24 protein-coding genes are annotated in these 23382 nt (G+C 65.3%); 10 read left to right on the top strand and 14 right to left on the bottom strand.

The window, feature by feature from the left end:
* The first annotated feature begins 87 nt into the window (after positions 1-87).
* Positions 88-1119: an aldo/keto reductase gene (locus tag AV059_RS11140; protein WP_058994475.1), complete on the top strand. Its 1032-nt coding sequence runs from the start codon at positions 88-90 to the stop codon at positions 1117-1119.
* Positions 1120-1230: 111 nt separating this feature from the next.
* Here AV059_RS11140 and AV059_RS11135 read toward each other — a convergent pair whose 3' ends face one another.
* The 5 genes from AV059_RS11135 to AV059_RS11115 form a co-directional block, all read right to left on the bottom strand.
* Complete coding sequence (locus tag AV059_RS11135) at positions 1231-2538, bottom strand: MFS transporter (protein ID WP_058994474.1); 1308 nt, start codon at positions 2536-2538, stop codon at positions 1231-1233.
* Positions 2539-2569: 31 nt separating this feature from the next.
* Positions 2570-3397: an endonuclease III gene (nth, locus tag AV059_RS11130; RefSeq protein ID WP_058994473.1), complete on the bottom strand. Its 828-nt coding sequence runs from the start codon at positions 3395-3397 to the stop codon at positions 2570-2572.
* A 439-nt stretch (positions 3398-3836) separates the two neighbouring features.
* On the bottom strand, positions 3837-6305 hold the full coding sequence (locus tag AV059_RS11125; protein ID WP_058994472.1) for a DUF5059 domain-containing protein: 2469 nt from the start codon (positions 6303-6305) through the stop codon (positions 3837-3839).
* Positions 6306-6384: 79 nt separating this feature from the next.
* On the bottom strand, positions 6385-7161 hold the full coding sequence (locus tag AV059_RS11120; protein ID WP_058994471.1) for an S-adenosyl-l-methionine hydroxide adenosyltransferase family protein: 777 nt from the start codon (positions 7159-7161) through the stop codon (positions 6385-6387).
* Positions 7161-7727, bottom strand: a complete 567-nt coding sequence (locus tag AV059_RS11115; protein WP_058994470.1) for a nicotinamide-nucleotide adenylyltransferase — start codon at positions 7725-7727, stop codon at positions 7161-7163. Before AV059_RS11115 ends, AV059_RS11120 begins: the two co-directional genes overlap by 1 nt.
* Before the next feature lie 170 nt (positions 7728-7897).
* Between AV059_RS11115 and lonB the strand changes: the two genes are divergently transcribed.
* Both lonB and AV059_RS11105 read left to right on the top strand, forming a co-directional pair.
* Complete coding sequence (gene lonB, locus AV059_RS11110; RefSeq protein ID WP_058994469.1) at positions 7898-10027, top strand: ATP-dependent protease LonB; 2130 nt, start codon at positions 7898-7900, stop codon at positions 10025-10027.
* Positions 10028-10849 (top strand): CPBP family intramembrane glutamic endopeptidase, encoded by an 822-nt coding sequence (locus AV059_RS11105; protein WP_058994468.1) that lies wholly within the window; start codon positions 10028-10030, stop codon positions 10847-10849.
* Here the strand turns inward: AV059_RS11105 and AV059_RS11100 are convergent.
* From AV059_RS11100 to AV059_RS11090, 3 genes are all read right to left on the bottom strand, one after another.
* A complete protein-coding gene (locus AV059_RS11100) occupies positions 10846-11349 on the bottom strand; it encodes an MGMT family protein (RefSeq protein WP_079990756.1) in 504 nt (167 codons plus the stop codon). The genes AV059_RS11105 and AV059_RS11100 overlap by 4 nt on opposite strands.
* A 16-nt stretch (positions 11350-11365) precedes the next feature.
* On the bottom strand, positions 11366-12367 hold the full coding sequence (locus AV059_RS11095; RefSeq protein ID WP_058994467.1) for a glycerophosphodiester phosphodiesterase: 1002 nt from the start codon (positions 12365-12367) through the stop codon (positions 11366-11368).
* A gap of 111 nt (positions 12368-12478) precedes the next feature.
* A complete protein-coding gene (locus tag AV059_RS11090; protein WP_058994466.1) occupies positions 12479-13492 on the bottom strand; it encodes a deoxyhypusine synthase in 1014 nt (337 codons plus the stop codon).
* A gap of 133 nt (positions 13493-13625) precedes the next feature.
* Between AV059_RS11090 and AV059_RS11085 the strand changes: the two genes are divergently transcribed.
* Together AV059_RS11085 and AV059_RS11080 are read left to right on the top strand one after the other, a co-directional pair.
* Positions 13626-14318 carry an AzlC family ABC transporter permease gene (locus AV059_RS11085; protein WP_058994465.1) on the top strand — a complete coding sequence of 231 codons (693 nt, stop codon included), beginning with the start codon at positions 13626-13628 and terminating at the stop codon, positions 14316-14318.
* The gene (locus tag AV059_RS11080; protein WP_058994464.1) at positions 14308-14637 is read left to right on the top strand and encodes an AzlD domain-containing protein; all 330 of its coding nucleotides are present in this window, start codon (positions 14308-14310) and stop codon (positions 14635-14637) included. Before AV059_RS11085 ends, AV059_RS11080 begins: the two co-directional genes overlap by 11 nt.
* On the opposite strand, the gene AV059_RS11075 is transcribed toward AV059_RS11080, so the two are convergent.
* The 4 genes from AV059_RS11075 to AV059_RS11060 all read right to left on the bottom strand — a co-directional run bounded on the left by AV059_RS11075 (position 14638) and on the right by AV059_RS11060 (position 17897).
* Positions 14638-15201 carry a transcription elongation protein SprT gene (locus AV059_RS11075; protein WP_058994463.1) on the bottom strand — a complete coding sequence of 188 codons (564 nt, stop codon included), beginning with the start codon at positions 15199-15201 and terminating at the stop codon, positions 14638-14640.
* Positions 15202-15205: 4 nt separating this feature from the next.
* Complete coding sequence (locus AV059_RS11070; protein WP_058994462.1) at positions 15206-15973, bottom strand: Nif3-like dinuclear metal center hexameric protein; 768 nt, start codon at positions 15971-15973, stop codon at positions 15206-15208.
* 51 nt (positions 15974-16024) lie between these two features.
* The gene (locus AV059_RS11065; protein ID WP_058994461.1) at positions 16025-16792 is read right to left on the bottom strand and encodes a hypothetical protein; all 768 of its coding nucleotides are present in this window, start codon (positions 16790-16792) and stop codon (positions 16025-16027) included.
* A gap of 133 nt (positions 16793-16925) precedes the next feature.
* Positions 16926-17897, bottom strand: a complete 972-nt coding sequence (locus AV059_RS11060; protein ID WP_058997571.1) for an alpha/beta fold hydrolase — start codon at positions 17895-17897, stop codon at positions 16926-16928.
* 105 nt (positions 17898-18002) lie between these two features.
* Between AV059_RS11060 and AV059_RS11055 the strand changes: the two genes are divergently transcribed.
* Positions 18003-19028, top strand: coding sequence for an amidohydrolase family protein (locus AV059_RS11055; protein ID WP_058994460.1), 1026 nt, complete (start codon positions 18003-18005; stop codon positions 19026-19028).
* Positions 19029-19063: 35 nt separating this feature from the next.
* Here the strand turns inward: AV059_RS11055 and speB are convergent, their stop codons facing one another.
* Together speB and AV059_RS11045 are read right to left on the bottom strand one after the other, a co-directional pair.
* Positions 19064-19867 carry an agmatinase gene (gene speB, locus AV059_RS11050; RefSeq protein ID WP_058994459.1) on the bottom strand — a complete coding sequence of 268 codons (804 nt, stop codon included), beginning with the start codon at positions 19865-19867 and terminating at the stop codon, positions 19064-19066.
* A gap of 2 nt (positions 19868-19869) precedes the next feature.
* Positions 19870-20250, bottom strand: a complete 381-nt coding sequence (locus AV059_RS11045; RefSeq protein ID WP_004515075.1) for a translation initiation factor IF-5A — start codon at positions 20248-20250, stop codon at positions 19870-19872.
* Positions 20251-20448: 198 nt separating this feature from the next.
* Here AV059_RS11045 and AV059_RS11040 point away from each other — a divergent pair, with 198 nt between their 5' ends.
* From AV059_RS11040 to AV059_RS11025, 4 genes are read left to right on the top strand one after another with little or no spacing between them, the layout of a single operon-like run.
* Positions 20449-21087, top strand: coding sequence for an HAD family hydrolase (locus AV059_RS11040; RefSeq protein WP_058994458.1), 639 nt, complete (start codon positions 20449-20451; stop codon positions 21085-21087).
* A complete protein-coding gene (locus tag AV059_RS11035; protein ID WP_058994457.1) occupies positions 21081-22004 on the top strand; it encodes a CobD/CbiB family cobalamin biosynthesis protein in 924 nt (307 codons plus the stop codon). The genes AV059_RS11040 and AV059_RS11035 overlap by 7 nt, the downstream gene beginning before the upstream one ends.
* Positions 21995-22798 (top strand): adenosylcobinamide-GDP ribazoletransferase, encoded by an 804-nt coding sequence (gene cobS, locus AV059_RS11030; RefSeq protein WP_058994456.1) that lies wholly within the window; start codon positions 21995-21997, stop codon positions 22796-22798. The genes AV059_RS11035 and cobS overlap by 10 nt, the downstream gene beginning before the upstream one ends.
* Complete coding sequence (locus AV059_RS11025; protein WP_058994455.1) at positions 22798-23343, top strand: NTP transferase domain-containing protein; 546 nt, start codon at positions 22798-22800, stop codon at positions 23341-23343. The genes cobS and AV059_RS11025 overlap by 1 nt, the downstream gene beginning before the upstream one ends.
* The last annotated feature ends 39 nt before the right edge of the window (positions 23344-23382 follow it).

Here is a 23382-nt window from a genome sequence, read left to right as displayed (position 1 = left end):
GGTGCGACAGAGCGAGTGAGCGGCCGATACCGGACAGCCTTCGCCGGGACCGTACCCCTTTTTCGGGTCGCCCGTCGTGCCCCCGATATGGAGTACACCAGACTCGGTTCGACCGGAACGACGGTTTCACAGCTGTGTTTCGGCACCTGGCGCTTCGGCCGGGAGACGGGCGGCGTCGTCGAGACCGACCGTGAGGAGGCCCACGACCTGCTCGATGCGGCGTGGGAGCGGGGCATCAACTTCATCGACACCGCCAACGTCTACGGCAATCCTAACGGGACTAGCGAGGAGTACATCGGCGAGTGGCTCGACGACTACGACCGCGAGGACTTCGTCATCGCCTCGAAGGTGTACTTCCCCTTCGACGGGCGCGGTGAACCCGGTCCCAACGACTCCGGCCTCGGGCGCAAGCACATCCGCGCTCAGATTGAGGGGACGCTGGACCGCCTCGACACGGACTATCTCGACCTCTACTACATCCACCGCTGGGACGAGCACAGCGACATCGAGGAGACGCTGTCGACGCTCGACGACCTCGTCCGTTCGGGGAAGGTCCACCATCTCGGCGCGTCGACGATGGCCGCCTGGCAGCTCACGAAAGCCCTCTGGAAGAGCGACGTTGAGGACTACGAGCGCTTCGAGGTGACCCAGCCGCTGTTCCACGCCGGCTACCGCGACGACGTGAAAGACTACCTCGATGTGTGTGCCGACCAGGACATGGCCGTTTGTCCGTACTCGCCGCTGGCCGGCGGCTTCCTCACGGGCAAATACGAGCGCACGGACGACGACGACCCGACGGCCTTCGAGGGACCGGAGGGCTCCCGGGGCTCGCTGTCCGACCGCTTCGAGGACTTCTACCTCTCCGAGCGCGGCTGGCACGTCCTTGACGAACTCCGCACCGTCGCGGACGAACTCGACGCCACGCCCGCACAGGTCGCGCTCCGCTGGCTCATCGAACAGCCGGACTTTACCTGCGTCCCCATCGTCGGCGCTCGCACCGTTGACCAGCTCGACGAGAACGTCGGCGCGACGGACATCTCGCTGTCCGACGACCAGTTCAACCGGATCGTGAGCGCCCGCTACGCCGAGGACGGCGAGCGCTGGGGCCACCGGGCATAATCGGGAGACGAACTGACAGAACCGCGCTGTCGTCGGGGCACGCCTCTGTCGCCCCGGAAGCGTTCGATCTAATTCCGGCCGAGGAGGATTTCCGGCCGACTACTGATAGATTTACGACGCTGATTTGCTGGCCCTGTCACCAGATACAGCTCCTGTTTCAGGTGCAATCTCGCCCAACAGCCAGACCGCTCCACCAGTGACGAGAAACAGGCCGCCAAGCGCTGCGACTGTCGTGGTCGCCGTGGTTGCATCCGCCAGCATCCCAGCAGCAAGCGCCAGCGGCGTCCGGAGCATCATATGCAACATCGACACCGCGGAGAGCAACGTCGCCCGTCCGACCGCCTCGACATGGTCGTTAATGTATCCGTTAGCGATCGGCTGGACCAGCGGCTTCGCGGTTCGCATCGTCGCAAACGCCGGGAGTGCCGCAAGCGCGAGCCACAGCGGTACCACGAGTGCAACAGCCGTCAGGGCTGGCACGACGACCACGGCTTTGCGGACGCCGAGACAGTCCTCAACTACGCCCGCGTAGTAGCCGCCAGCGGATGCCACTGCTGTCAGGGCGGCGTACAGCACACCCAGTCCGAGCGCAAGTGCTGCGCCGGCTTCGCCTGCTCGCGCCGCCGCGATCGGCCCACCGGCGGGAACCCGAACGCCGATAGCGGTGGCGTACGGCCCCAGCGTCTCGACGACCATCGGCTGGACGTAGGTGCTAGAAACGCCCAATACGGCATAGAACAGCCCGATGTACAGGATCAGTGCCCGAAGCGGCGGTCGAGCCAGATACGTGTAGATGACGGAGACGGTTTCCAGTGGATCGAGACGGTCGGCGGAGTTCCCGTCATCACCCCGGGCGGCGTACTGGCGATTTTTCGGCAGTGAGAGCAGGCTGAGAAAGCCGAGACTGTTGAAACCGACCGCAGCAACGAACGGATAGGTTGGGTGCAGCCCATACAGCAGACCACCGGCAACCATCGAGACCGCTGCAGTCCACTTCTGTACTGCGTCGCCCCGGCCACGGATATGACTGAAGTTCCCGTTATCCAGTCGTTCAGTGAGCGTATCGTACAGCCACGCATCCATGCTACCCGAGCGTAACGTCAGCGATAGCGCCCACAGTGCATAAAGGAAGGCGTACCAGAGGAAACCCGACGCGAGAACGAAGCCCGCGAGGGAGACAACGGTGAACAGCACGCTGAGAAGGAGGCTCGCCCGCCGCCCGAGCCTGTCACCGACGTAGCCTGTCGGGATCTCGCCGACGACAGATAGCCCTGAGTAGATTGCTGAGAGGGCACCGACCTGTGTGAAGGACAGCGTTCGCAGGAGAAACAGGGTGAAGATAGGAGTGATAAATCCGACAGCGATCGTGGCACGGTACAGTTTGTTTTCTAACGGGAAGAAGTAGCGACCAGCACACATCGGCCGTACCGACAGTATACTGTGAAGCGTGTCAGACAGTTTCCGAGGGGTCGACGACCTCATCAGTGGCCGGATACACGCCGACCTGATCGCAGTGGCCCGCCAGCGGGCACGCATCGGGGTCGTCCAGACAGGCCGGCTTTCTGGCCGAGCAGTACTCCCTGCCGAACTGAATCATCGCGGTATGGCCGAAGCCGCACTTCTCCGCGGGCACGTCGCGCTCCAGATGCTCGCGAACGGTCTCGTGGTCGGCGTCGGCCGGGGCCAGTCCCATCCGGCGGGCGATGCGGTGGACATGTGTATCGACGGGAAAGACGCCGCCGCGGCCGCCCGCGAACAGCAGGACGCAGTCGGCCGTCTTCGGGCCGACACCGTTCATGTCGAGTAGCGTCGACCGCACCGCCGCGGGGTCGCTCTCTCGGACGAACTCATCAAATCCAGTTTCGCCGCCGTACTCCTCGCAGATACGCTGAGCGAGGGCGATGATGCGCTCGGACTTCTGATTGTAAAGCCCGGCCGAGGAGATGGTTTCAGCGAGTTCGGGCTGGTCGGCGTCGGCCAGCGCGTGGGCGAGGTCGGTGTCTCCCTCGCTGTTCGCGTCCTCACCGCCGCCATACCGCGCCATCAGTTCGTCGTGAGCGGGCTGGCTCGCCTTGTCAGACGTGTTCTGGCTGAGAATTGTCCGGACGAGGCATTCGAAGGCGTCCCGGCCGCCGTAGGTCTTCGTCCAGTACATCTCGCCGAGACGGTCGACGACGGCTTCGGCTCGCGTCCCTGCCGTCTCCGGGTCGAACGTTGCCGACTGGCCACCGCCAGCGGTCCCGCCGCTGATGTTCTCCGCTGGCTCCTCGTCGTGCATATTGGGTGCCAAGGCTGGCGGACTCAAAACGTCTGTCCCGAAAGGCGATTTCAGCGCAGACGAAGCGTATACCGGTGGCTGGCGGGAATCGGTGATTCCAGTGTGGTCCACAGCAAAGGACCTGAAATGGGGCGTCCTTGGGGCGAGACGCCCACGGGACAGACACGAAAAACTCGTGGCGCGCGGCGACGGGCTATGCCCACGGTGGTCGTCGCCGCGAAAGATGGTCGAAGCTGACAGGTCAAGACCCGGTCACGTCCTGGCACTCACCTCCTGTAGGGCGGCATTTGCGCGGACGACAGGGACGGCAGCACCCGACTCGCTACGGCGACAGATGTCCCGCCTCGACGTGGCCTGTTCGTCCGGCATACAATTGTTTAGGCTACCCTAAAACACAAAAAGCCATCGGTTTCTAGGCGAGCCAAAAAGAGGGAGACAATTACTCCTCGACGATGACGGTGCCAACCATCCCCGCGGCTTCGTGCGGAATACAGACGTAGCCGTGCTCGCCGACCGTCTCGAACGTGTGAACGTAACTCTGGCCGGACTGCACTGCCCCTTCCCCGTTCTCCCACCCCTCGCGTGCGGCCGACTCGCTCTCGAATCCACCGGAGGCCCAGTACGTCGCATCCGCCGGAATCTCGTCCTCGACAGCGGTGACCGAGTGCGGTTCGCCGCCGACGTGTTCCCAGGCTACTTTGTCGCCGACGCTGACGGTGAGTTCTTCCGGCGCATACGCTACTGCTTCCATGTCGATGACGTGGTCGGCGTCCTCGGGAACGCCCTCGACGACGTTCGGGCCGCCGGACAGTGACGACTCGGTCGCCTCGGATTCCTCGTCGCTGTGGCCACCAGACCCGCTCGGAGCGCTATCGACAGCACCGGCGACGGCGAACTGTCCGGTTCGGGTGGCGTCCGCAAACACCGACGGGTCCGCGTCGCCGTTCGTAAGCCCACGCGAGAAGTCGTTCAGTGCCCCCTCAAAGTTCTCGTAGGCGTCGTGGTCCGCTTCCTCCAGCATCTCGTGGACCCGCGCTTCCTCGAAGGTCGCGAAGATGTCTTGCACGATGGCTGTCGCGGCCTCCCCGTTGCCGCCGGCGCTTCCGGCGATGGCGTACGCCGCCGCGATAGCCTCGTCGTTGAACGCCGTCGCCGCGGCAGTGACGTCCCCGCCGTCCTCGGCCGCGGAGCGAACGTCCGCAAGTGTCGATTCGAAGTTCTCGTAGGTTTCCTCGTCGGCCTCTTCCAGCGCCTCGTGGAAGCCCGCCGCGCCGCTCTCGAAGTGAGCGAAGGTGTCCTGAATGACGGTCGCCGCGCGGTCGGTTTCCGACAGCGCCGCGAGCCCGGCCGCGTCGAAAGCCCGACCGATCATGTAATCCGCCTCCGCCCCGCTGGCGACGGCCGTCGACAGGGCTGCTTCGAAGTCAAGCAGGGCCTGCTGGACCCCGTCGTGGTGGGTCGCCACGGCCTCGCTGTCGTCGTTCTCGTAAGCCGACTGTAGCGAGGTGAGGTGCTCTTCCTCGAAGCGGTGGTAGAGGTCCTCACTCTCGTGTTCCATCGTCTCGTGGAAGCCGAGTTCGTTCTCCTCAAAGCGGGCGAACACGTCTGAGACGATAGTCGCCGCGCTGTCGGCGTCGCCGAGACGATACAGTTCGCGGGCGTCCGCGATGCGGGCGCGGAAGAACGCTGACTCCAGCGCGGCCCGTGCGTCCTCGCCGCCGACCAGCGCTTCGATTCCGGCGACGAGGTTCGTGTCGACCGTTTCGCTGGCGCTGTCGATACCGTCCGCGTTACCGTTCCCGATGGCGCTGGAGAGGTCCTCCAGCCCGCCCTCGAACGCCTCGTAGGCTTCGCCGTCAGCCTCCTCAAGCGCGTCGTGTGCGCTTGCCCCCTCGAAGTGCGCGAACACGTTCTCGACGGCCGTCGAAGCTGCATCGGCCCCGTCGTTGGCCGCGAGCCAGTCCGCGTCCGCGACGCGAGCCCGGTAGCTGTTCAGCGTGACCGTGTGCGCGTAGGCCTGCCCGGGACCGCCGGCGGACGCGACCGCGGCCGCGTCCCAGCCGCGGGCCTGCATCGTCGAGAGGTGGCCCGCCCCGGCGACCGCCTCTTGCTGGACCAGGGCGTACGAGCCCGTGACGGTCGCATCGAGCGCGGCGCGGGCCTGTTCGGTCACACCGCTCGCGTCTTCACTGCCCGCGGCGGAACCGATTCCGGCCAGTGCGTTCTCGAAGGCCTCGTACGACTCCGCGTCCGCCTCCTCGATCTGGCTGTACACCAGCGCGTCCTCGAACGCGGTCATCGTCTCCTCCGCGATTGTGGCGGCCCCCTCGAAAGCGCCCAGCGTCCCGGCCATGGCGGCATTGCTCGCCCGACTGCCCAGCAAGAGCAGGTCCAGCGCTCTGGTGGCCTGCTGTCCGGCAGCGGCCTGCTGCGCTGTCTGGAGGTGGCCCGACGCTTTGTCTGCGGCCGAAGCGGCCTCCGACACATCGCCCTCGGACAGCGACGACTGGACCGACCCGAGCGCGTCCTCGAACCCCTCGTATGCTGACTCTGACGTGGACTCAAGCTGTTCGTGGGCTCCGTACTCGCCCGACGCCCCCTCGAAGCGGGCGAAAACGCTCTGGGCGACAGTCGCCCCGGCACCGGGTGCGCCGGCCCGGCCCAGCGCGACGGCGTCGTACAGCCGTGCCCGGTAGACGTTCCACTCGGTCGCGACAGCGGTCATCGGTCCGACCGTGACGCCGCTTTCGCCGCTATCGTCGGTTTCCGCACCCGTTACCTGTTCTGTCGCTGCTTCGGTATCAGCTGACGCCGTGTTCGAGTCGGACGACCCCACCCCTGGACACCCGGCGAGCAGTCCCGTCGCAGCGATCCCCACCGTCTTCAGCAAGTCACGTCTCTGTGGCATACAGACGATTAGGTTCGCCTAAAAGACTTAAGCCCACCGATCTTTTGGTGTCCCTAAACCACCGAGCAATAACCCGGTATCACAGCGACAGGTCCACAGCGTCCACGGTACTGACGCCGAACGCTTCGTCGCCACGGCCGCGGTTGACGGCGAGTTCGACGTTCCCGTGGCTGCCGACGGTGACGAGTCGCTGACCCCGGTCGACGGCGGCGTAGGCTCGGCGGACTGGGGCCTCGACCCCGTCGACTGCGACCGTCCCGCCGAACTGGTTCGCGAGGAACTCGCCGGGAACGTTCGTCACGGCGTTCCCGAAGTCATCGACGACGAGGACCTCGCCGGTCGCTCCGTCACCCTCGACTGCGGCCGCCGGGAACCGGAGATCGACGTAGTCGTCGGTCAGGGCAGTTTCGGGCCGGGTTTCGAGGTTGTCGACGCCGGTGTCGTGGACGGCCGCCGCGGCGGGCGCGAACACGTCCCGCCCGTGGAAGGTCGTACTCGCCGGGTCGTCGTAGGCCCAGGTGAACACTTCGAACCCATCTGCTTCGTCGTTCTCGTTTTCAGCCAGTTCGCGGGCGACCGGCAGGAGGACGCCGTTGTCCGGGCCCACGAGCGCGTGGTCGCCCGCACGGACGACCAAGGCATCTCTGTCGGTCCCGACACCCGGGTCGACAACGACACAGTGGACTGCCGGCGGGAAGTACGGGAGTGTCTGCGTGAGCCAGAACGCTGCTGCCCGCACGTCCTGCCGTGGGAAATCGTGGGCGATATCCTCGATACGCGCCTCCGTCGCCTGACAGATGACGCCTTTCATCGCCGCCGGATACGGTGATCCGAAATCGGAACTGAGCGTAATCATCAGTCGTCGAGGTCGTCGAGTGATTCGGGGACTGATTCGCCCGTGGCGGCGTACCGTTCGAGCGAGTCGCTGTCGGAGACGTGCTGGAGTCGCTTGATGCCGTGGATCTCCTCGATGACTTCCACAACAGATGACGGGACCCGGTCGCGCCAGGACTCGTCGTCGATCATCCGCTGGCGGATCTCGCTGCCCTCCAGTCGGTCGCGGTCGAACATCGGCGACTGGCGGACCTCGATGCCGGCCTCCTCGAACAGGCGGACGACCAGCGGATTGTTCGAGTACGCCACGTCGAAGTCCGGACACATACTCTCGACGTGGCTCACCCACACGGCGTTGCGGTTGATGTCTTCGAGGGGCACGACGTAGGTCGTCAGGTCGTACTCCGCGACGGCCTTCGTGATCATCATGATCCGCTCACCGGCGGTAAAGGGGTCGTGTGTGGTGTGTGAATCGTCGGCGCTTCCGACGCCCAGAACGAGTTCGTCGACCTCCTCCGAAATCCGCTCGACCATCGAGTGATGGCCGTTATGATAGGGCTGGAAGCGACCGATGTAGAACCCACGCATATTCCCCAGTGGGTGTGGTGGTTTGATAAACCCGACGACGCGGTACTGCCGGAATACAACCCCACCCAATTCGGGCGCTGTACTGCGGTTTGAGGGGTGTTGCAACAACCGACACGGGGAGAAAGTATATCAGTCGACAGGCCTTCCGTGAGTATGTTAGCAACGTTTGTATGAGCGACAACACCGACACCGACGCGACTCCCGACCCTGACCGGGAGGCATCCGACGCTGGGGAGGAAGAGGCGTCGACCAACGGGGCCAAACAGGACCCCAACGAACCTGCCTCTGATCCCTCAGCCGACGAGCCATCCGACCCGTCTGAGGACCGATGGGCCGGCGAGGGAGAAACGTCCGAAACGACACTCGGAAGCGATGTCCAAGTTGACGGCGAGTCTGAACTGGACGGAGACGAGGAGAATCTCCTCGGCGGTCTCGAAATCGAGTCGACCGCCGACATCGAAGTGCCAGACCGACTCGTCGACCAGGTCATCGGGCAGGACCACGCCCGTGACGTGATCAAGAAGGCGGCCAAACAGCGCCGCCACGTGATGATGATCGGCTCCCCCGGGACGGGGAAGTCGATGCTGGCGAAGGCGATGTCCCAACTGCTTCCGCGGGAGGAACTGCAGGACGTTCTCGTCTACCACAATCCCGACGACGGCAACGAGCCGAAAGTTCGCACCGTCCCCGGCGGCAAAGGGGAACAGATCGTCGAGGCCCACAAGGAGGAGGCCCGTAAGCGCAACCAGATGCGGACATTCCTCATGTGGATTATCATCGCCATCGTCATCGGCTACGCCCTGATCCTCGTCCAGCAGGTCCTGCTGGGGATTCTCGCGGCCGGTGTCATCTATCTCGCGTTCCGCTACGGTTCGCGCGGCAGCGACGCGATGATCCCGAACCTGCTGGTCAACAACGCCAACCAGAAGACCGCGCCGTTCGAGGACGCCACGGGTGCCCACGCCGGTGCGCTGCTGGGCGACGTTCGTCACGACCCGTTCCAGTCCGGTGGGATGGAGACGCCGAGCCACGACCGCGTCGAACCCGGCGCGATCCACCAGGCCAACAAGGGCGTGCTGTTCGTCGACGAGATCAACACGCTCGACATCCGCAGCCAGCAGAAGCTGATGACGGCCATTCAGGAGGGCGAATTCTCCATTACGGGCCAGTCCGAGCGGTCTTCGGGTGCGATGGTCCAGACCGAGCCCGTCCCCTGTGACTTCATCATGATCGCCGCGGGGAACCTCGACGCGATGGAGAACATGCACCCCGCGCTACGCTCCCGTATCAAGGGGTACGGGTACGAGGTGTACATGGACGACACCATCGAGGACGACCCCGAGATGCGACGGAAGTATGCCCGGTTCATCGCCCAGGAAGTCGAAAACGACGGGCGACTCCCGCACTTCACCGAGGAGGCCGTTCAGGAGCTCATCCTGGAGGCCCGGCGTCGCGCCGGCCGGAAAGGCCACCTCAGCTTGAAGTTCCGTGACCTTGGCGGACTGGTCCGCGTCGCTGGCGACATCGCCCGCGCCGAGGACCGCGACCGCACCGAGCGCGCAGATGTCCTGCAGGCCAAACGACGCTCCCGGTCCATCGAGCAACAGCTCGCGGACAACTACATCGAGCGCCGCAAGGACTACGAGCTCACCGTCAATCAGGGCGACGTAGTCGGCCGCGTCAACGGGCTCGCCGTCATGGGCGAGGACAGCGGTATCGTCCTCCCCGTGATGGCCGAGGTCAGCCCGTCACAGGGCCCCGGGCAGGTCATCGCCACGGGACAGCTCAAGGAGATGGCCGAAGAGGCTGTCCAGAACGTCTCGGCGATCATCAAGAAGTTCTCTGACGAGGACATCTCCGAGAAGGACGTTCACATCCAGTTCGTCCAGGCCGGTGAAGGCGGCGTCGACGGCGACTCCGCCTCTATCACCGTCGCCACCGCGGTTATCTCCGCGATAGAAGACGTTCCGATCAAGCAGAACCTCGCCATGACTGGCTCACTGTCGGTCCGGGGTGACGTGCTCCCGGTCGGCGGTGTCACGCACAAGATCGAGGCGGCCGCCAAGTCCGGCCTCGATACGGTCATCATCCCCGAGGCGAACACGCAGGACGTGATGATCGAGGACGAGTACGAGGACATGATCGAGATCATTCCCGTCTCGCACATCTCCGAGGTCCTCGAGGTCGCACTCGCCGGCGAAGCCGAGAAGGACTCGCTGGTCGACCGCCTCAAGTCCATCACGGGCAAGGCACTCGACCACGAGGTCGGCCGGCAGGGCGGCAGTCCAAGTCCGCAATAAATGCCCGAGTGGGCCGCATTTGTCGGCCTGACGGGGTTTCTTTTAACCGCGCTTCTCGGTCTCGCACGGCTCTCGCAGGGAGCCGTCCGGTCCGACGGCGGCGTCTCGTCCACAGTTGACGGCGTCTCAATGGCCGACAGGGACCCGACGATCCCACGGTTCGAAACCCAACGAGCGGCGGCCCAGCGACAGCAGATGCGCGACACGCTCGCTCCGAGCGATGTCTCGACAGGGGCGTTGCTTGCCAACGTCGCGTTCACACAGGGGCTGTTCGGCGTGCTGCTAGTCGCCGGCGCGTTTTATTTCGAAATCCCGGCCAGTGCATTCGGAATCACCAGTGACGCACTTTCGACAGGGCTGCCAGCAATGGCCATCGGTATCGGCGCTGGGGTCGGCTTCTGGGTCGGGAACGAGGGTGCCGCTGCGCTGGCAGACGGTTTCGGCGTCACCTTCGACGAGTCGCTGCGGGAACTGCTCGCTCCGGACTCAGCCGGGGGCTGGGTCGTCCTGCTGGGCGGTGTCCTGCCGGTCATCGCCGTCGTCGAGGAACTGCTCTTCCGGGCGGCGGCTATCGGCGTCCCCGTGGCCGGCCTCAACGCACCGGCGTGGGCGATGGCCATCGTCGCCTCCGTCGCCTTCGCGCTGGGCCACGGCGCACAGGGCCGGGTGGGTATCGTCGTCACCGGCACGCTGGGGTTGGCGCTCGCTGGCCTGTTCATCGCGACAAACAGCTTACTCGCCGTCGTCGTCGCGCACTACCTCGTCAACGCTCTCGAACTGATCGTCCACGAGGGGCTGGGCGTCGACCGGTTCTGGGCCTAGAGGCCCTCGATAGCCCGGAGCTTCTGCTCGACTGGCGGCGGCGCGGCGCTCGGCCCGTCCCGAACCCGATGGTCTGGAATCAACAGCGGCACGGGGTTCGCGGCCAGTGCCTCCCGGACTTGTGCGAGGTCGTCCTCGTCGTCATCGTCCAGATCCGGCGTCATGCGCGCGACCTGTGCGACGGAGGCGTCCTCGCCGTACGGAATCTCCCGGACGGCTTCCAGTACTGTGCGCTGGTCGGTCGGGACGGTGAGGCCGACGGTGACGTCGGTGAAGTCGTCTTCGACCCCCTGAAGGTACTCGTCGATGCGGTCGAGCAGGGCGTGGTCCTCGCCAGCGTCGGCCTCCGGCTGGGACGGAAACGACAGCGAAATGATCCGGTCGCCGGCTTCTCCAAGCTGGACGTACCGGTCGAGATACGACGACTCACGGGCGTAGATTCCTGCGTCCCCGGTCGGTGCTTCCATACTATCGCTGTCGGCCGGTCGGCCCTTCAACATTCGGCATCGGCATTCGTCAGTCTTGAACCGAGAGCACAGTGGGGTAGTCGGAAATGAGTCCGTCGACGCCGGCCCGGACCAGTTCGCGGGCCTGATACCACGTGCTGACTGTCCAGACGTTCAGGTCTCGGTCTTCGTCGTCGGCGATGTCGACGAGGTCGATGTCGCTCAGGTCGGAGTCGATATACTCGCTGTCGTTGAAGAAGGGCGTTCCCTGAACCATGTGCCGGGGGACGTTCATCGCGTCGCAGTCGTAGCGGCGGGTGACCTCCAGTCCCTCCTCGATGCTATCCCAGAAAAGGCAGGCGACGGGGACCGAGTCGTCGTAATCACGGACAGTCGCAAGCGCAGCTTCGTAGAACGACGAGACGAGAATATCGTTGTCGTACTCGCTGACGAGATCGAGCACGCGCTCGGTGTAGGGCTGCCACAACTCTCGCTGCGTCGACAGCGCCCGGTCCGACAACGATTCGGCGAACGAGAGGTCTTCGCTGCCGGGGTTCTTGAACTCCAGATTGACAGCGACGCTCGATGGAATCGAGTCCATGACGATCTCAAGCGTCGGGACCGTTTCTTCGGTCCCCAAGACAGTCGCGCCTGTCACAGTATCCGTGTCGGTCTCGAAAACGAGTCCCTCGGTGTCTGTCAGCCCGCGCTCGCCGCCGTCGCGTTCGGCCAGTCCGTTGTCGTGGAAGGTGACGAGCGTGCCATCGGCGGTCGGCACGACATCGACCTCAACCATGTCGGCGCGCCGGTGGGCCGTCTGGGCTCCCGGCCCGCCGAACGAAGCGGCCTCAACCGCCAGTTCTGTGTTCTCCGGGTAGACGCCGGCGAACCCGCGGTGGGCGATGAGCGTCGTGTCGTCGGTCATTCTCTCGCCCTCCGTGTCGGTGGCGTCATCGGTGTCCGACTCGCCGCCATTGGCTTCCTGTGCTGCTGTGCTCTCTGCAATCCCGGAACTCGCCAGCGTCGCCGCCGTTCCTTCGACGAACGTTCGCCGACCGATGTGCTGTGACATACTAAGTACCGCTGCCGAGCGGTCGTGAAAGACCGTTTATATGATGAATATATTCCTCTCAGTAGATGTGTCCCACAACGGTCGGGTCTGTAGCCGCCTCCGTTGAAGTGATTACGCTTCCGTACTGTGGCGCTCACGGGCCGCAGCCACGACCAGTGGGAGTGTAATCGTCGCGTCGGCATACACCGAGACATTCCGGGCGTCCTTTTCAAGTTTCCCCCACGAGCGGGCCTCGTCGAGCGTCGCGCCGGAGAGACCGCCGGTGTTCGAGGGGTCCATCGTCAACTGGACGGCGTAGTCGTAGGCGTCGGGCGAGACGAGCATCGTCTGGAGGACGTAGTTCTTCGGGACGCCGCCGCCGACGACCATCGCGCCAGCGCTGTCGGCTTCGTACGCGATGTCCGTGATGTCGGTCATGTCCGCAAGCGCATCGACCGTGAACTCACTGGTCTGGGAGTACATCCACGCTTGCAGGCCCAGCACGGAGTCTTGGAAGGCCGGGCAGTACACCGGCACGTCGTTCTCATAGGCCGCCGCCAGCACGCCGGCGTCCTCGGGCACGTCCTCGCGCTCGTTGACTTCGCTGTTGGCCCGGCCCAGTTCCTCCGTCATGCGCTGGATCGAAACCGCTCCTTCGTCTTCCAGCGTCGAGAACACCTCGTCCCGGAGGTGGTTCTCGAACAGGGCGAAATGCTCCTGCGGGAGGTAGACGTTGTAGATGCGGTCGACGCCCTCGTCACGAAGTGTCTCGTCGTGTTCGCGCTCGGTCTGACCGTCCGGCGTCACCTCGCCGTGGTGGTGCTTGCCGCCGATGGCCTCGATGCTGTCGTGGGTGCAGTTCGCCCCCGTCGTGACGAGCACATCGATGTGACCGTCGCGAATGAGTTCGCTGACGATGGCCCGCATCCCGGTGGGGACCATCGCACCGGCGAGTCCGAAGAAGGTCGTCACGTCGTCGTCGAGCATCTCGCTGTAGATATCGACGGCCTCGTGGATGTCGCTCGCGCCGATGCCGGCCTCGCCGTAGCTGTCAGCCAGTTCGCCGACCGTCATTCCAGCCCGGGCTTCCGCGTGCCCAATGGGGTCGTGATGGAACGTTTCTCGCTCGTCGGTGTGGTCGCTCATTGCTGTGCAGTCGAGCGCGGGCGGGTTTCAACGTCGTGGTTCGCCACGGCTGATACGGGCGATACGTTGGTTAATAGTCACATACTGCCACTGAAACGGAGGGCTTAGACACCCCTGCGTTGGATGAAGAGCTATGGATACCGCTTCGTTTCGGCGTGGCGTTCGCGATGTTGCGCCACTTCTGCTGGGGATTATCCCGTTTGGCCTCGTTGCCGGCATCGCGACGGTTAACGCCGGGCTCGGGCTGCCAGCCGCAGTCGGACTGTCTGTGGTCGTCTTCGCCGGCGCATCACAGCTCGCGGCGCTAGAGTTGCTGGGACAGAACGCACCGCTGACGGTTGTCGTTGCAACGGCAGTCGTCATCAACCTCCGGCTTCTGATGTACTCGGCATCGATTGCGCCGTACTTCCGTGAGTTCACCGGCCGGTGGAAAGCCGTCCTCGCCTACGTGTTGACCGATCAGGCGTACGCGCTGTCGGTCGCCAGCTACCGGTCCGACAGCGAGACGGACCGGAAGTGGTACTACCTCGGCGTCGCCGTGACGCTCTGGGCAGTGTGGCAGGTCACAACTATCGCGGGGGCGCTACTCGGCACCGGCGTCCCCGACGCATGGGGTCTCGAATTCGCTATCCCGCTCGTCTTCCTCGCGATTCTGGTCCCGGCAATCGAGGACGCATCGACCGGGGTTGCTGCTGTCGTCGGTGGAGCCATCGCTGTCGTCGGCGCTGGGCTCCCGCTCAACCTCGGATTGCTCGTCGCGGCCGGCGTTGGCATCACCGCTGGTGTTCTCACCGAGTCCGCCACGGGAGGGACCGATGGCGACTAACTACGGTCCGGTTGAAATTGCCGGTGTCATCGCTGTCATCGGCGTGTTGACGTACGCCTGTCGGCTCTCCTTCATTGCGCTGTTCGGGCGGCTCGACGAGATTCCGCCGGTCGTCGAGCAGGTGTTGCGGTTCGTCCCCGCCGCCGTCCTCGCTGCGCTTGTCCTCCCGTCGTTCGTGACCCTCGACGCCAGTAGTTTCGCCCCAGACAAGTTCATCGCCGGCGCGCTCGCAGCGGGTGTTGCCTGGCGGACCGAGGACGTGTTCGCGACGATGGTGACCGGCATGGGCGTCCTCTGGGTCATCAGGTTCCTACTGTAGTCAGCCCAGCTCCAGCGAGGCCCCACAGCAGTCAGACCGGTACTGCTCGCGTTGCTCGACGAGCGGACAGTCCTGATAGCGTCGGGCAACGAGACCGCCACACGCCTCGCAGGTGAGGACGTGCTTCGGGTCGGTGAAGACTGGACAGTGGACATCAGTGTCAAGCTGGTCAGCCCGCTCCCGGAAGGCCCGGCCGTGGTCGGTCGTCCCGTCGCGCTGGTACTGCTCGACGTGGATGAGTTCGTGGCGCAGCGTCGCCTCCCAGGTGTCCCGCTCGAAGGCCGAAAAGGCGTCCCAGGTCAGCGACACCGTACACGGGAGCGGGCGGCCGTCGCTCCCCTCGACACTGTCCCAGTCGTACCGCTGGCCGACAGTGGCGTCATCCAGTTTCGGCCGCTTGACCGCGGCGGCCCGACGCTTGGCCCGGTGAGACACGTCCCAGTCGACGAGGTCGAACCGAACCGAGACGCCGTGCTCGCGGCGGACTCGCCGGCAATACTCTCGCGACCAGGCCATAAGGTCCGCATCTGAAGCAATGCCCTCGTAAGAAACGCCATCAGCCATCGCCTCAGAGGCCAGTTGGGCAGTCGATGTAGGTCGTCTCCAGCCCCCAGTCCTCAACGACGGTCTGGAGCGACTGGACACCGAACGTTTCGGTCGCGTAGTGGCCAGCGAGAATGACGTGCATCCCCTGCTCGCGCGCCTCGTGGAAGGCCTTCTGTTTCCCTTCGCCGGTGATGAGTACGTCGGCGTCCGTCTCGACCGCCTCTTGTAGCCAGTCGACGCCGCTGCCGGTGACGATGGCAACGTCCTCGACGGTCGACGGGCCGAAGTCCAGAACCTGAACCGGCTGTCCGCCAGTGTCTGTATCACCTTCGAGCGAATCTGCGAGTTCGGAGACTGTCTGTGGCTCTGCAAGGGTCCCCTGCTGGCCGATATGCTCGCCGCCCATTGACCCGAACGGGGCACGGTTGTCGAGGTCCAGCAGGTCAGCAACACCGGCGGCGTTACCAAGCGACTGGTGACCGTCCAGCGGGAGGTGAGCGACGTACAGCGCGAGGTCGTTGTCGATCAGCGGTGCGACGCGGCGGTAGTTGGTTTCCGTCACGCGCTCCATCCCACCCCAGACGATGCCGTGGTGCGTTACGAGCAGGTCAGCGCCTGCCTCGTCGGCGCGGTCGATGGTTTCGACAGCTGCATCGACTGCGAAGGCGACGTGCTCTACTGGTTGGCTTGCCGGCCCGACCTGCAGCCCGTTCGGACTGGCGTCGATGTCGGCGTAAGCCTCGATGTCGAGTCTATCGTCAAGACGTGCCGCGATGTCTCCTGCGTTCATAGCGCGGGCTTCGAGATGGCCGGTGGTATGCTTTTCTCTACCGGCGTCTGGCTACCCATCCGATTCGACCAACTGGCCGTTCGCCTGCCCAATGAGGTCCCGGTCCACCGCGGCGTCGATGATGGCGTCGAACTGCTCACCGTCGATGTCGTAGGCGTTGACCGCGACTTCACGGATCTCCGCACGGTCGACTGGCATCTCGCGGTTCTGGAGCAAGCGCATCACTTTGTTGTACTCCAGTTTCGTCAGCGAGGGGCTGTCGTCGCTGCCATCGTTGTCGTCGCTGTCCGAACCACGTTCGGTGTCTCCGCTCTCAGTTCTGGCCGCCGAGCCACTCGACGCAGTCGGTTCCGCCATTTGCCTGTCCGTGGTGTCCTCCGTTGCCGCGTTCGTCGAATCGGACTCCGCAGCCGTGTCCTCATTTTCCGGTGATTTCGACGACTGTTCCTGTCCCGCCGCGCTCACGCTATCGTCGCCCAGCAACGAGCCGTCATCGGCCGTTTCAACCACGCTGTCGGTGGTTGTCGGCTCGTCGGTCAGCGGGTCGTCAGTCGTCGGTGTCTCGGATTCGTCCAGCAGTCCCGGCGGCTCCGTTGTCCCAGCATCGCCAGCCGTTTCCGCTGTCTCGCGGGCGTCCACCTTCGCTGCCTCAACGGCCGGTTCGACGATGGTTGCGAGCTTCTCCCGGCAGGTCGAGCAGAGGACGACGGTCCCCTGCTCCTCGGCTTCCGGGTCCAGCGATTTCGGGATAATCGGATATTCGGAGAGCGAGACATCGAGCGCGCCGCCACAGAAATAACACGACGATAGCTGGTCCATGCTCGCAAAAGAGATGGCCTGTTTACTAAAAGACTACTTGCTGTATTGGATGCCAGGCAGCCAGCAACGGACATGGCGGTCTTAGCAGAACTAGCCCCAGGCCGTCGTTTACGATGTAATATACTGAAAACGCCTATTTATCCAAGAACGCCCGAACCAGTTCTTCGACTTCGTCACCCGGTTCCAGCCACGGCGTGTGGCCGTGTCCCGGGAGTTCGTGGAATTCGGCGTTTGACATCTTTTCGGCGACGGGACGGCCCACGGCTGGCGGATAGAAAGCATCCCCCGTCCCCCAGATGAACTGCGTCGGGCGGTCGATCCGCACAATTTCGTTCCGGATATCGAACAACGGGTGGGCTCGGCCGTACGACCCCTGTGCCGTCGCCAGCGACCGCTGGCTCTCCGGCCGGCCGGGCAAGGCCTGCCCGGCGGCGAGCAGTTCATAGAGCGCTTCAGGGATGGCCGAGGCGTCGACGACATTGACCCGCTGCATCGATTGCCTCGCGTTTTCGACCGGGTCACCGCGGCTGAGCAGCCACAGCAACACGCGGTTGAGGCCGCGGACCGTCAGCAGACGAAACAGGAGCGGGAGGTCCCGCGAGACGCCGCCCGGTGCGCCGACCAGTTGCAGCCGGTCCACGCGGTCATGGTCGAGTGCGAGCAGGAACGACTGGAGGCTGCCGTGGGAGTTGCCGACCACGTGGGGTCGGTCAATCCCGAGGGCATCGAGCAGTTCCAGCAGGTACGCCACCAGAAACGACCGGAGGTCCCGATCCCGGTAGCTTGGAGCGGCCGAAAGGCCGAGGCCGGGTCTGTCGGGAGCATACACACGATACTCGTCGGTAAGTGACGAGAACAGCGGGAGCCACGTCGCTGCTGGCGTTCCAACGCCGTGAAGAAGGAGGACAGGGTCGCCATCCGGGTTCCCGCCAGTAAGATAGTGAACGCGACCCGCGGCGTCCGTCTCTGTCACACGTGACTCGACGGCGAGGTCGTAGTGATCGGCGAGGCGGGCCTGTGCGTCCGCGTACCGGCGCTCGGCTGGATGGGGCCAGTCGTCTGACGACAGCGCGCGGTCCTCTGGAACTGTGGTACCGCCACTCATACGTAGACTGTCCAACGCCGGGCGTATCAGTGTACCGTGGCTCACGATGAACAGAACAGATTGTGCCTCCATGAGACACATATAGCTCCGCTCCCTCGCTATCGCATGGAGCGAATCGAGGGCACTATCCTTGCCGGGCGGTCGTTCGAACCGGTCGACGGCAGCGTTGTCGTCGAAGACGGGTACATAACGGCCATCGAGGAGACGCCGGCCCGTGAAAGCGACCACAACCGCATTGTCCTGCCGGCGTTCGTGAACGCACACACCCACGTTGGCGACTCTGTTGCGAAGGAGGCAGCCGTCGGGCTTGGGTTGGAGGAAGCAGTGGTCCCGCCAGACAGCCTGAAACACCAGCAAATCGAAGCGGCCGACGACGAGACGCTAATTGCGGCGATGCACCGCACACTCCGGTTCATGCAGCGAACCGGTACCGCAGCGTTTCTCGACTTCCGGGAGTTCGGCGTCGACGGCGCAACCGCGCTCCGCGAGGCCGCTTCGGGACTCGATATTGAGGACTTCATCTTCGGGAGCGACGACTCCGCGGTGCTCGATGTGGCTGACGGGTTCGGTGCCAGTGGCGCGAACGACGACGATTTCACCGCCGAGCGGGCCGCCGCCGAGGAGCGCGCGGTTCCGTTCGCTATCCACGCCGGCGAGCCGGACGCCACCGATATCCACCCGGCGCTGGATCTGGACCCGGACCTGCTGGTCCACATGGTCCATGCCGAGGCGGAGCACCTCGAACGGGTCGCCGACCAGAACGTCCCCATTGCGGTCTGTCCCCGTGCGAACCGCGTCCTCGGGGTCGGCCGGCCACCGATTGAGACGCTGCTAGAGTACACCGACGTAGCGCTCGGGACGGATAACGTGATGCTGAATGCTCCGTCTATGTTCCGTGAGATGGAGTACACCGCAAAGACGTTTGACCTCTCTTCGCAGACGGTGCTACGGATGGCGACGACCGCTGGAGCTGAAGCAGTCGGTCTCGATTGTGGTGTCATCGAACCCGGTCGCCGGGCCGCGCTACTGGTTCTCGATGGCGACTCGGATAACCTCTCGGCGGTCGCTGACCCAGTTGACGCAGTTGTCCGGCGGGCATCTCCGCTAGATATCGACCGGGTCATCTGCTAACGCGACGGCTGGAAGAGACTCGGATATCTTTTCGATTAGCGCTGGTCCGCGTGGGCGAACACGAACGCACGAAGGAGTTTCGCGGCCAGCGTCGCCGCCTGCCCGTCGTCGCGGTCGTTGACCTCGACGACGTCGAAACCGACGGCCTGGGGTGCGACGGCCCGGACCACGTCGTGCATCTCGCGTGGGTCGAGACCAAACGGCTCCGGCGTCCCGGTGCCCGGCGCGAACCCGGGGTCGGCGGCGTCGATGTCCACAGAGAGGTACACCCGCTGGTCGTCGAACGCGGGCGACCAGTCGGCAACATCTTCGGGCGGAACCACGGTCACGTCGGCTTCGCTCGCGCGGTCCCATTCGGCTTCCGAGCCAGTGCGTGCGCCCAGTACGACCGCTTCGTCGGCCACCGAGAGCGCGTGGTTGGTCACCGTCGCATGAGAGTACTCGTCGCCGGCGTAGGATTCCCGCAAGTCGAGGTGTGCGTCCAGACAGACAAACACGTCCGGAGCGAGCGCGCGCACGCCAGCGACCGAGACAGTGTGTTCGCCGCCGACGACGAGCGGGACAGCCCTGTCGCTGCTGAAATCCGAGAGGGTACCCTGAAGATACGTGAGGTACTCGGCAACGTCGGCCGTGGGACCGATGTCGCCGTGGTCGTAGACGGAACAATCAGTGAAGTGCTGGTCGGTGCGGTGGTCGTAGTCGTCGAACTGCTGGCCGAATTTGCGGATGCGGTCGGGGCCAAAGCGTGCGCCGGGGCGAAACGATGTCGATGCGTCAAGCGGCGCGCCCACGATCGCGTAGTCGGCCGCCCCGCGGTCGGCCCCCGCACCGGGCAGCATCGTTACGAGCGTGTGATCTTGCGCTGCTCTTCGTACTGGAGGTACTCGATCTCGTCGTCAGGCTGGAGGTCGATGTCCTCGGGGACGCGCATCGTGAACGTGTCGTAGGTGTCGAGGTCCATCACCTGAGCGTCGTTGCCGTCAGTCGAGACGACCTGGCCCTGCTTCCGGTTGACGATCGGGACCCAGACCTTCGCGTCGACGGGCTGGGACAGCGAGCGCTTCTTCCCGTCGAAGACACCCTTGGCGTCGATTCGGGCCTTGGCGCTGCCGTGCTTGCCCGGCTTGGCCGTGCTGTAGGAGTTGATCTTACACGGCGTGTCTTCGATCATGACGTAGCTACCTTCGTCGAGCTCTCGAACTTCGGTCTGCTCTCTTGCCATACCGCCGGATTACCCCTGTTTGGGTATAAACGGTTTGGAATGCCGTAAGCCAGACCCATCGAGGCTCCCGCTCTATAGCTGGGTTCGCCTGAGATGTGGGTCACACCCACCCAGAACGCGCGACAGCAACACCGCGTCCCACGACCGTTCCCGCAGCTACCCCCACAGTTCAAGTGAGCTTGCACTAACCACACAGGTGTGGCACTCTCGTTCGACCTGTTCGGGACACTCGTCACGGCAGACCGGCCGTCGGAGCCGTGGGACGCCGTTGCGGCGGCGCTTGCGGCCCGGTCGGTTCAGGTTCCTGAGGGCTGGGAGGACGCCTATCGCTCGGCCCATCGTGAGTACGACCGCGGTCGGGAAGCGCCGCTGGACGAGCACGTTCGGCTGGCGCTTGCCAGCCGCGGAATCGAGGTCACCGAGGAGACGGCGACCGAGGCCGTCCTCGACGCGTTCGACAGTCCGGTCACGGTCCGTGAGGGAGCCATCGGCGCGGTAGACGCCGCGGCACAGCGGGGCCCGGTCGCTATCTGCTCGAACTGTAGCGTCCCGGGGCTAGTTGAGCGAACGCTGGAACGAGCAGCTATCGAAGCCCGTAGCGACCACGCCTTCGACGCCGTCGTCACCAGTGTCGACTGCGGCTGGCGGAAACCCCATCCAAATATCTTCGAGTCGACCGCCGACGCACTCGACGTGGCGCTTGCCGACCTCGTCCACGTCGGTGACGACGCCCGGACGGACGGCGGCGCGGGTCGCGTGGGCGCACAATCGATACTGCTTGAGGACGACTCGCTGTCGGCGATAGCCGAACAACTCCGGGAGGACGAACTGTGCTGAGCACGCTAGCAGTGGCCGTCGCCGGGGGACTGGAACTCACAATTGGTGAGCCGCCGACCCGCTTGCATCCGGTTGCGTGGTTCGGACGGCTCGTCGGAGCGGTCGACCGTGAGTGGGACCACCCGCTTGCGGTCGGGGGGCTCGCCGCGGCACTGTTGCCGTTCGGGGTTGCTGTTGTCGTCGGTGGCGCCGTCGCACTCGCCGCCACTCGCGAACCGCTGGCCGCCGTCGCGCTCGCCGGGCTCGCGCTATTCCTGACCACGAGCCTCCGCAGTCTCCTCTCGACCGCACGGGGGGTCATCGCTGACACCGACACCGACCTCCCGGCTGCTCGGGACGGGCTACTCGCACTCGCCGGTCGCGACGCCAGCGCTCTCTCTGCGGGCGAGGTTCGGAGCGCCGCCGTCGAGAGCGCCTCGGAGAACCTCGCCGACGGCCTCGTCGCGTCGCTGGCCGCCTTCGTTGGAGGTGGACTCGTCGCGACGGGGGTCGGCCTGCCAGCGCTTCCCGTCGCTGCCGGTGCAGCGGCGTGGGTCAAGGCCGTCAACACGATGGACTCGATGCTTGGCTACCGCTCGAAACGCATCGGAACGCCTGCGGCGCGGCTCGACGACGCCGTGATGTGGCTCCCGGCTCGGCTGAGCGCGCTCCTGCTTGCCCTCGCCTGTGGGTCGCCGCGGTCGGTGGCCCGTGCTCGGTCCTGGCTGGACGGCGTCCCGTCGCCGAACTCCGGGTGGCCGATGGGGACGGCCGCCGCGGCGATGGACGTTCGACTGGAAAAGCCGGGTGTGTACGTGTTGAACCCCACAGGACACCTCCCTGACGTGGCGACGGCCAAGCGCAGTGTGACGCGAGTCGGTGTCGCTGGGGTGCTGGCGTACGTGCTGGCCGGACTGGGGGTGGTCGTGTGGTTCTGACTGCGGTCCGGGGGGCGCTCGGGTTCCTCTCACGGCTCCCGGTTGGCCACAGCGAGCGGGCGTGGAAGGCCTTCGTTGGGACGCCGGTGGCGTTCCCGCTGGCTGGCTACGTGGTCGGTGGCCTCATCGCGCTCCCGTTCCTCGCCGCCGGCTTGCTTCCAGCTCCAGTCGTCGCCGCGGCGTATCTCGGGAGCGTCGTGCTCGTCACCGGTGTCAACCATGCCGACGGTCTCGCTGATCTCGGGGACGCCGCCGTCGTCCACGGTGACCCCGCGGATCGCCGCAACGTGATGCGGGACACGACTATCGGCGTCGGGGCCGTCCTCGCGCTGGGAACCGTCCTCCTCGCGCTCGCGCTGGCCGCGCTGGCTGTTGCCGGACTTCCGCCGCTGGTCGCCGTTTCCCTGGTCCTCGCCGCCGAGGTGGGGGCGAAGCTCGCGATGGCAACGCTGGCCTGCGTCGGCCGCCCAAGCCATGAGGGGTTCGGCGCGACGGTCATCGACGGGAACGGCCCACGTCACCTCGTCGGCGCACTCGCCGCCGCGCTCCCGGCCGCCGTGGTCGCTGTTCCAGCGACCGCAGTCGCAGTTCTCACCGGCCCGCTGCTGGCGCTTGGCCTCTCGGGCTGGGCCGACCGTCGACTGGGCGGCGTCAGCGGCGACGCGTTCGGTGCGGCCAACGAACTCACGCGCGCCGTCGCGCTCCACGCCGGCGTCGCCGCGTGGTCGCTGTTCGGTGGCGTCTGGTCGGTACCGCTCCTCGACTGGGGGGTGCTCACGTGGACGCTCTCGTGATGTGTGGCGGGTGCGGGACGCGGCTCGACACCGAGGCCGAGAAACCGCTCTTTCGAGTCGGTGGTGTTCCGATGGTCGACCGGGTCGTCGACGCACTCGAAGAGAGTTCCGTCGAGCGAATTATCGCCGCAACGTCGCCGAACGCACCGGAAACAAAGTCACATCTGGATGTTTCCTGCATCGAGACGCCGGGTGAAGGGTACGTCGCGGACCTCGACGCGGCGCTGAACGACCACAGACTCTCCCGGCCGGTTCTGACCGTCGCCGCTGACCTGCCGTTGCTTGACGGCGAGATAGTCAACCGCGTGCTCGACGAACACAGCGGGGGCTCACTAACGGTTCTGGTCCCGGCCTCGCTGAAGCGCGAGCTTGGCGTCAGCGACGACACGACGTTCGAAGACGGCGACAAGGAAGTCGCGCCGACGGGCGTCAACGTCGTCGGCGATGGCCCCGACGACGCCTGGCTCACACAGGACCGACGCGCCGCGGTCAACGTCAACACGCTCGCTGACGCGTGCGTGGCAGAACAGTGGCTGTGCCGATAGACGGTGGCCGCCGGACCGCCGCGAAACTTTCTCCACATC

The sequence above is a fragment of the Haloarcula sp. CBA1127 genome (genome assembly GCF_001485575.1).
Taxonomy (GTDB): Archaea; Halobacteriota; Halobacteria; order Halobacteriales; family Haloarculaceae; genus Haloarcula.
The sequence above is the reverse complement of the archived record's forward strand: the minus strand, read 5'-3'. Positions and strand labels throughout refer to the sequence as shown.

Excerpts from the sequence above, each read along its gene's own strand:
- AV059_RS11025 (WP_058994455.1), top strand. The coding sequence starts at position 22,798 with ATGTGTGGCGGGTGCGGGACGCGGCTCGACACCGAGGCCGAGAAACCG.
- AV059_RS11070 (WP_058994462.1), bottom strand. The coding sequence starts at position 15,973 with ATGAACGCAGGAGACATCGCGGCACGTCTTGACGATAGACTCGACATC.
- AV059_RS11125 (WP_058994472.1), bottom strand. The coding sequence starts at position 6,305 with ATGCCACAGAGACGTGACTTGCTGAAGACGGTGGGGATCGCTGCGACG.
- AV059_RS11105 (WP_058994468.1), top strand. The coding sequence starts at position 10,028 with ATGCCCGAGTGGGCCGCATTTGTCGGCCTGACGGGGTTTCTTTTAACC.
- AV059_RS11090 (WP_058994466.1), bottom strand. The coding sequence starts at position 13,492 with ATGAGCGACCACACCGACGAGCGAGAAACGTTCCATCACGACCCCATT.
- AV059_RS11095 (WP_058994467.1), bottom strand. The coding sequence starts at position 12,367 with ATGTCACAGCACATCGGTCGGCGAACGTTCGTCGAAGGAACGGCGGCG.
- AV059_RS11060 (WP_058997571.1), bottom strand. The coding sequence starts at position 17,897 with ATGAGTGGCGGTACCACAGTTCCAGAGGACCGCGCGCTGTCGTCAGAC.
- AV059_RS11075 (WP_058994463.1), bottom strand. The coding sequence starts at position 15,201 with ATGGCTGATGGCGTTTCTTACGAGGGCATTGCTTCAGATGCGGACCTT.
- AV059_RS11100 (WP_079990756.1), bottom strand. The coding sequence starts at position 11,349 with ATGTTGAAGGGCCGACCGGCCGACAGCGATAGTATGGAAGCACCGACC.
- AV059_RS11080 (WP_058994464.1), top strand. The coding sequence starts at position 14,308 with ATGGCGACTAACTACGGTCCGGTTGAAATTGCCGGTGTCATCGCTGTC.
- AV059_RS11045 (WP_004515075.1), bottom strand. The coding sequence starts at position 20,250 with ATGGCAAGAGAGCAGACCGAAGTTCGAGAGCTCGACGAAGGTAGCTAC.
- AV059_RS11065 (WP_058994461.1), bottom strand. The coding sequence starts at position 16,792 with ATGGACCAGCTATCGTCGTGTTATTTCTGTGGCGGCGCGCTCGATGTC.
- speB (WP_058994459.1), bottom strand. The coding sequence starts at position 19,867 with ATGCTGCCCGGTGCGGGGGCCGACCGCGGGGCGGCCGACTACGCGATC.
- AV059_RS11135 (WP_058994474.1), bottom strand. The coding sequence starts at position 2,538 with ATGTGTGCTGGTCGCTACTTCTTCCCGTTAGAAAACAAACTGTACCGT.
- lonB (WP_058994469.1), top strand. The coding sequence starts at position 7,898 with ATGAGCGACAACACCGACACCGACGCGACTCCCGACCCTGACCGGGAG.
- nth (WP_058994473.1), bottom strand. The coding sequence starts at position 3,397 with ATGCACGACGAGGAGCCAGCGGAGAACATCAGCGGCGGGACCGCTGGC.
- AV059_RS11085 (WP_058994465.1), top strand. The coding sequence starts at position 13,626 with ATGGATACCGCTTCGTTTCGGCGTGGCGTTCGCGATGTTGCGCCACTT.
- AV059_RS11115 (WP_058994470.1), bottom strand. The coding sequence starts at position 7,727 with ATGCGTGGGTTCTACATCGGTCGCTTCCAGCCCTATCATAACGGCCAT.
- AV059_RS11140 (WP_058994475.1), top strand. The coding sequence starts at position 88 with ATGGAGTACACCAGACTCGGTTCGACCGGAACGACGGTTTCACAGCTG.
- AV059_RS11120 (WP_058994471.1), bottom strand. The coding sequence starts at position 7,161 with ATGATTACGCTCAGTTCCGATTTCGGATCACCGTATCCGGCGGCGATG.
- AV059_RS11055 (WP_058994460.1), top strand. The coding sequence starts at position 18,003 with ATGGAGCGAATCGAGGGCACTATCCTTGCCGGGCGGTCGTTCGAACCG.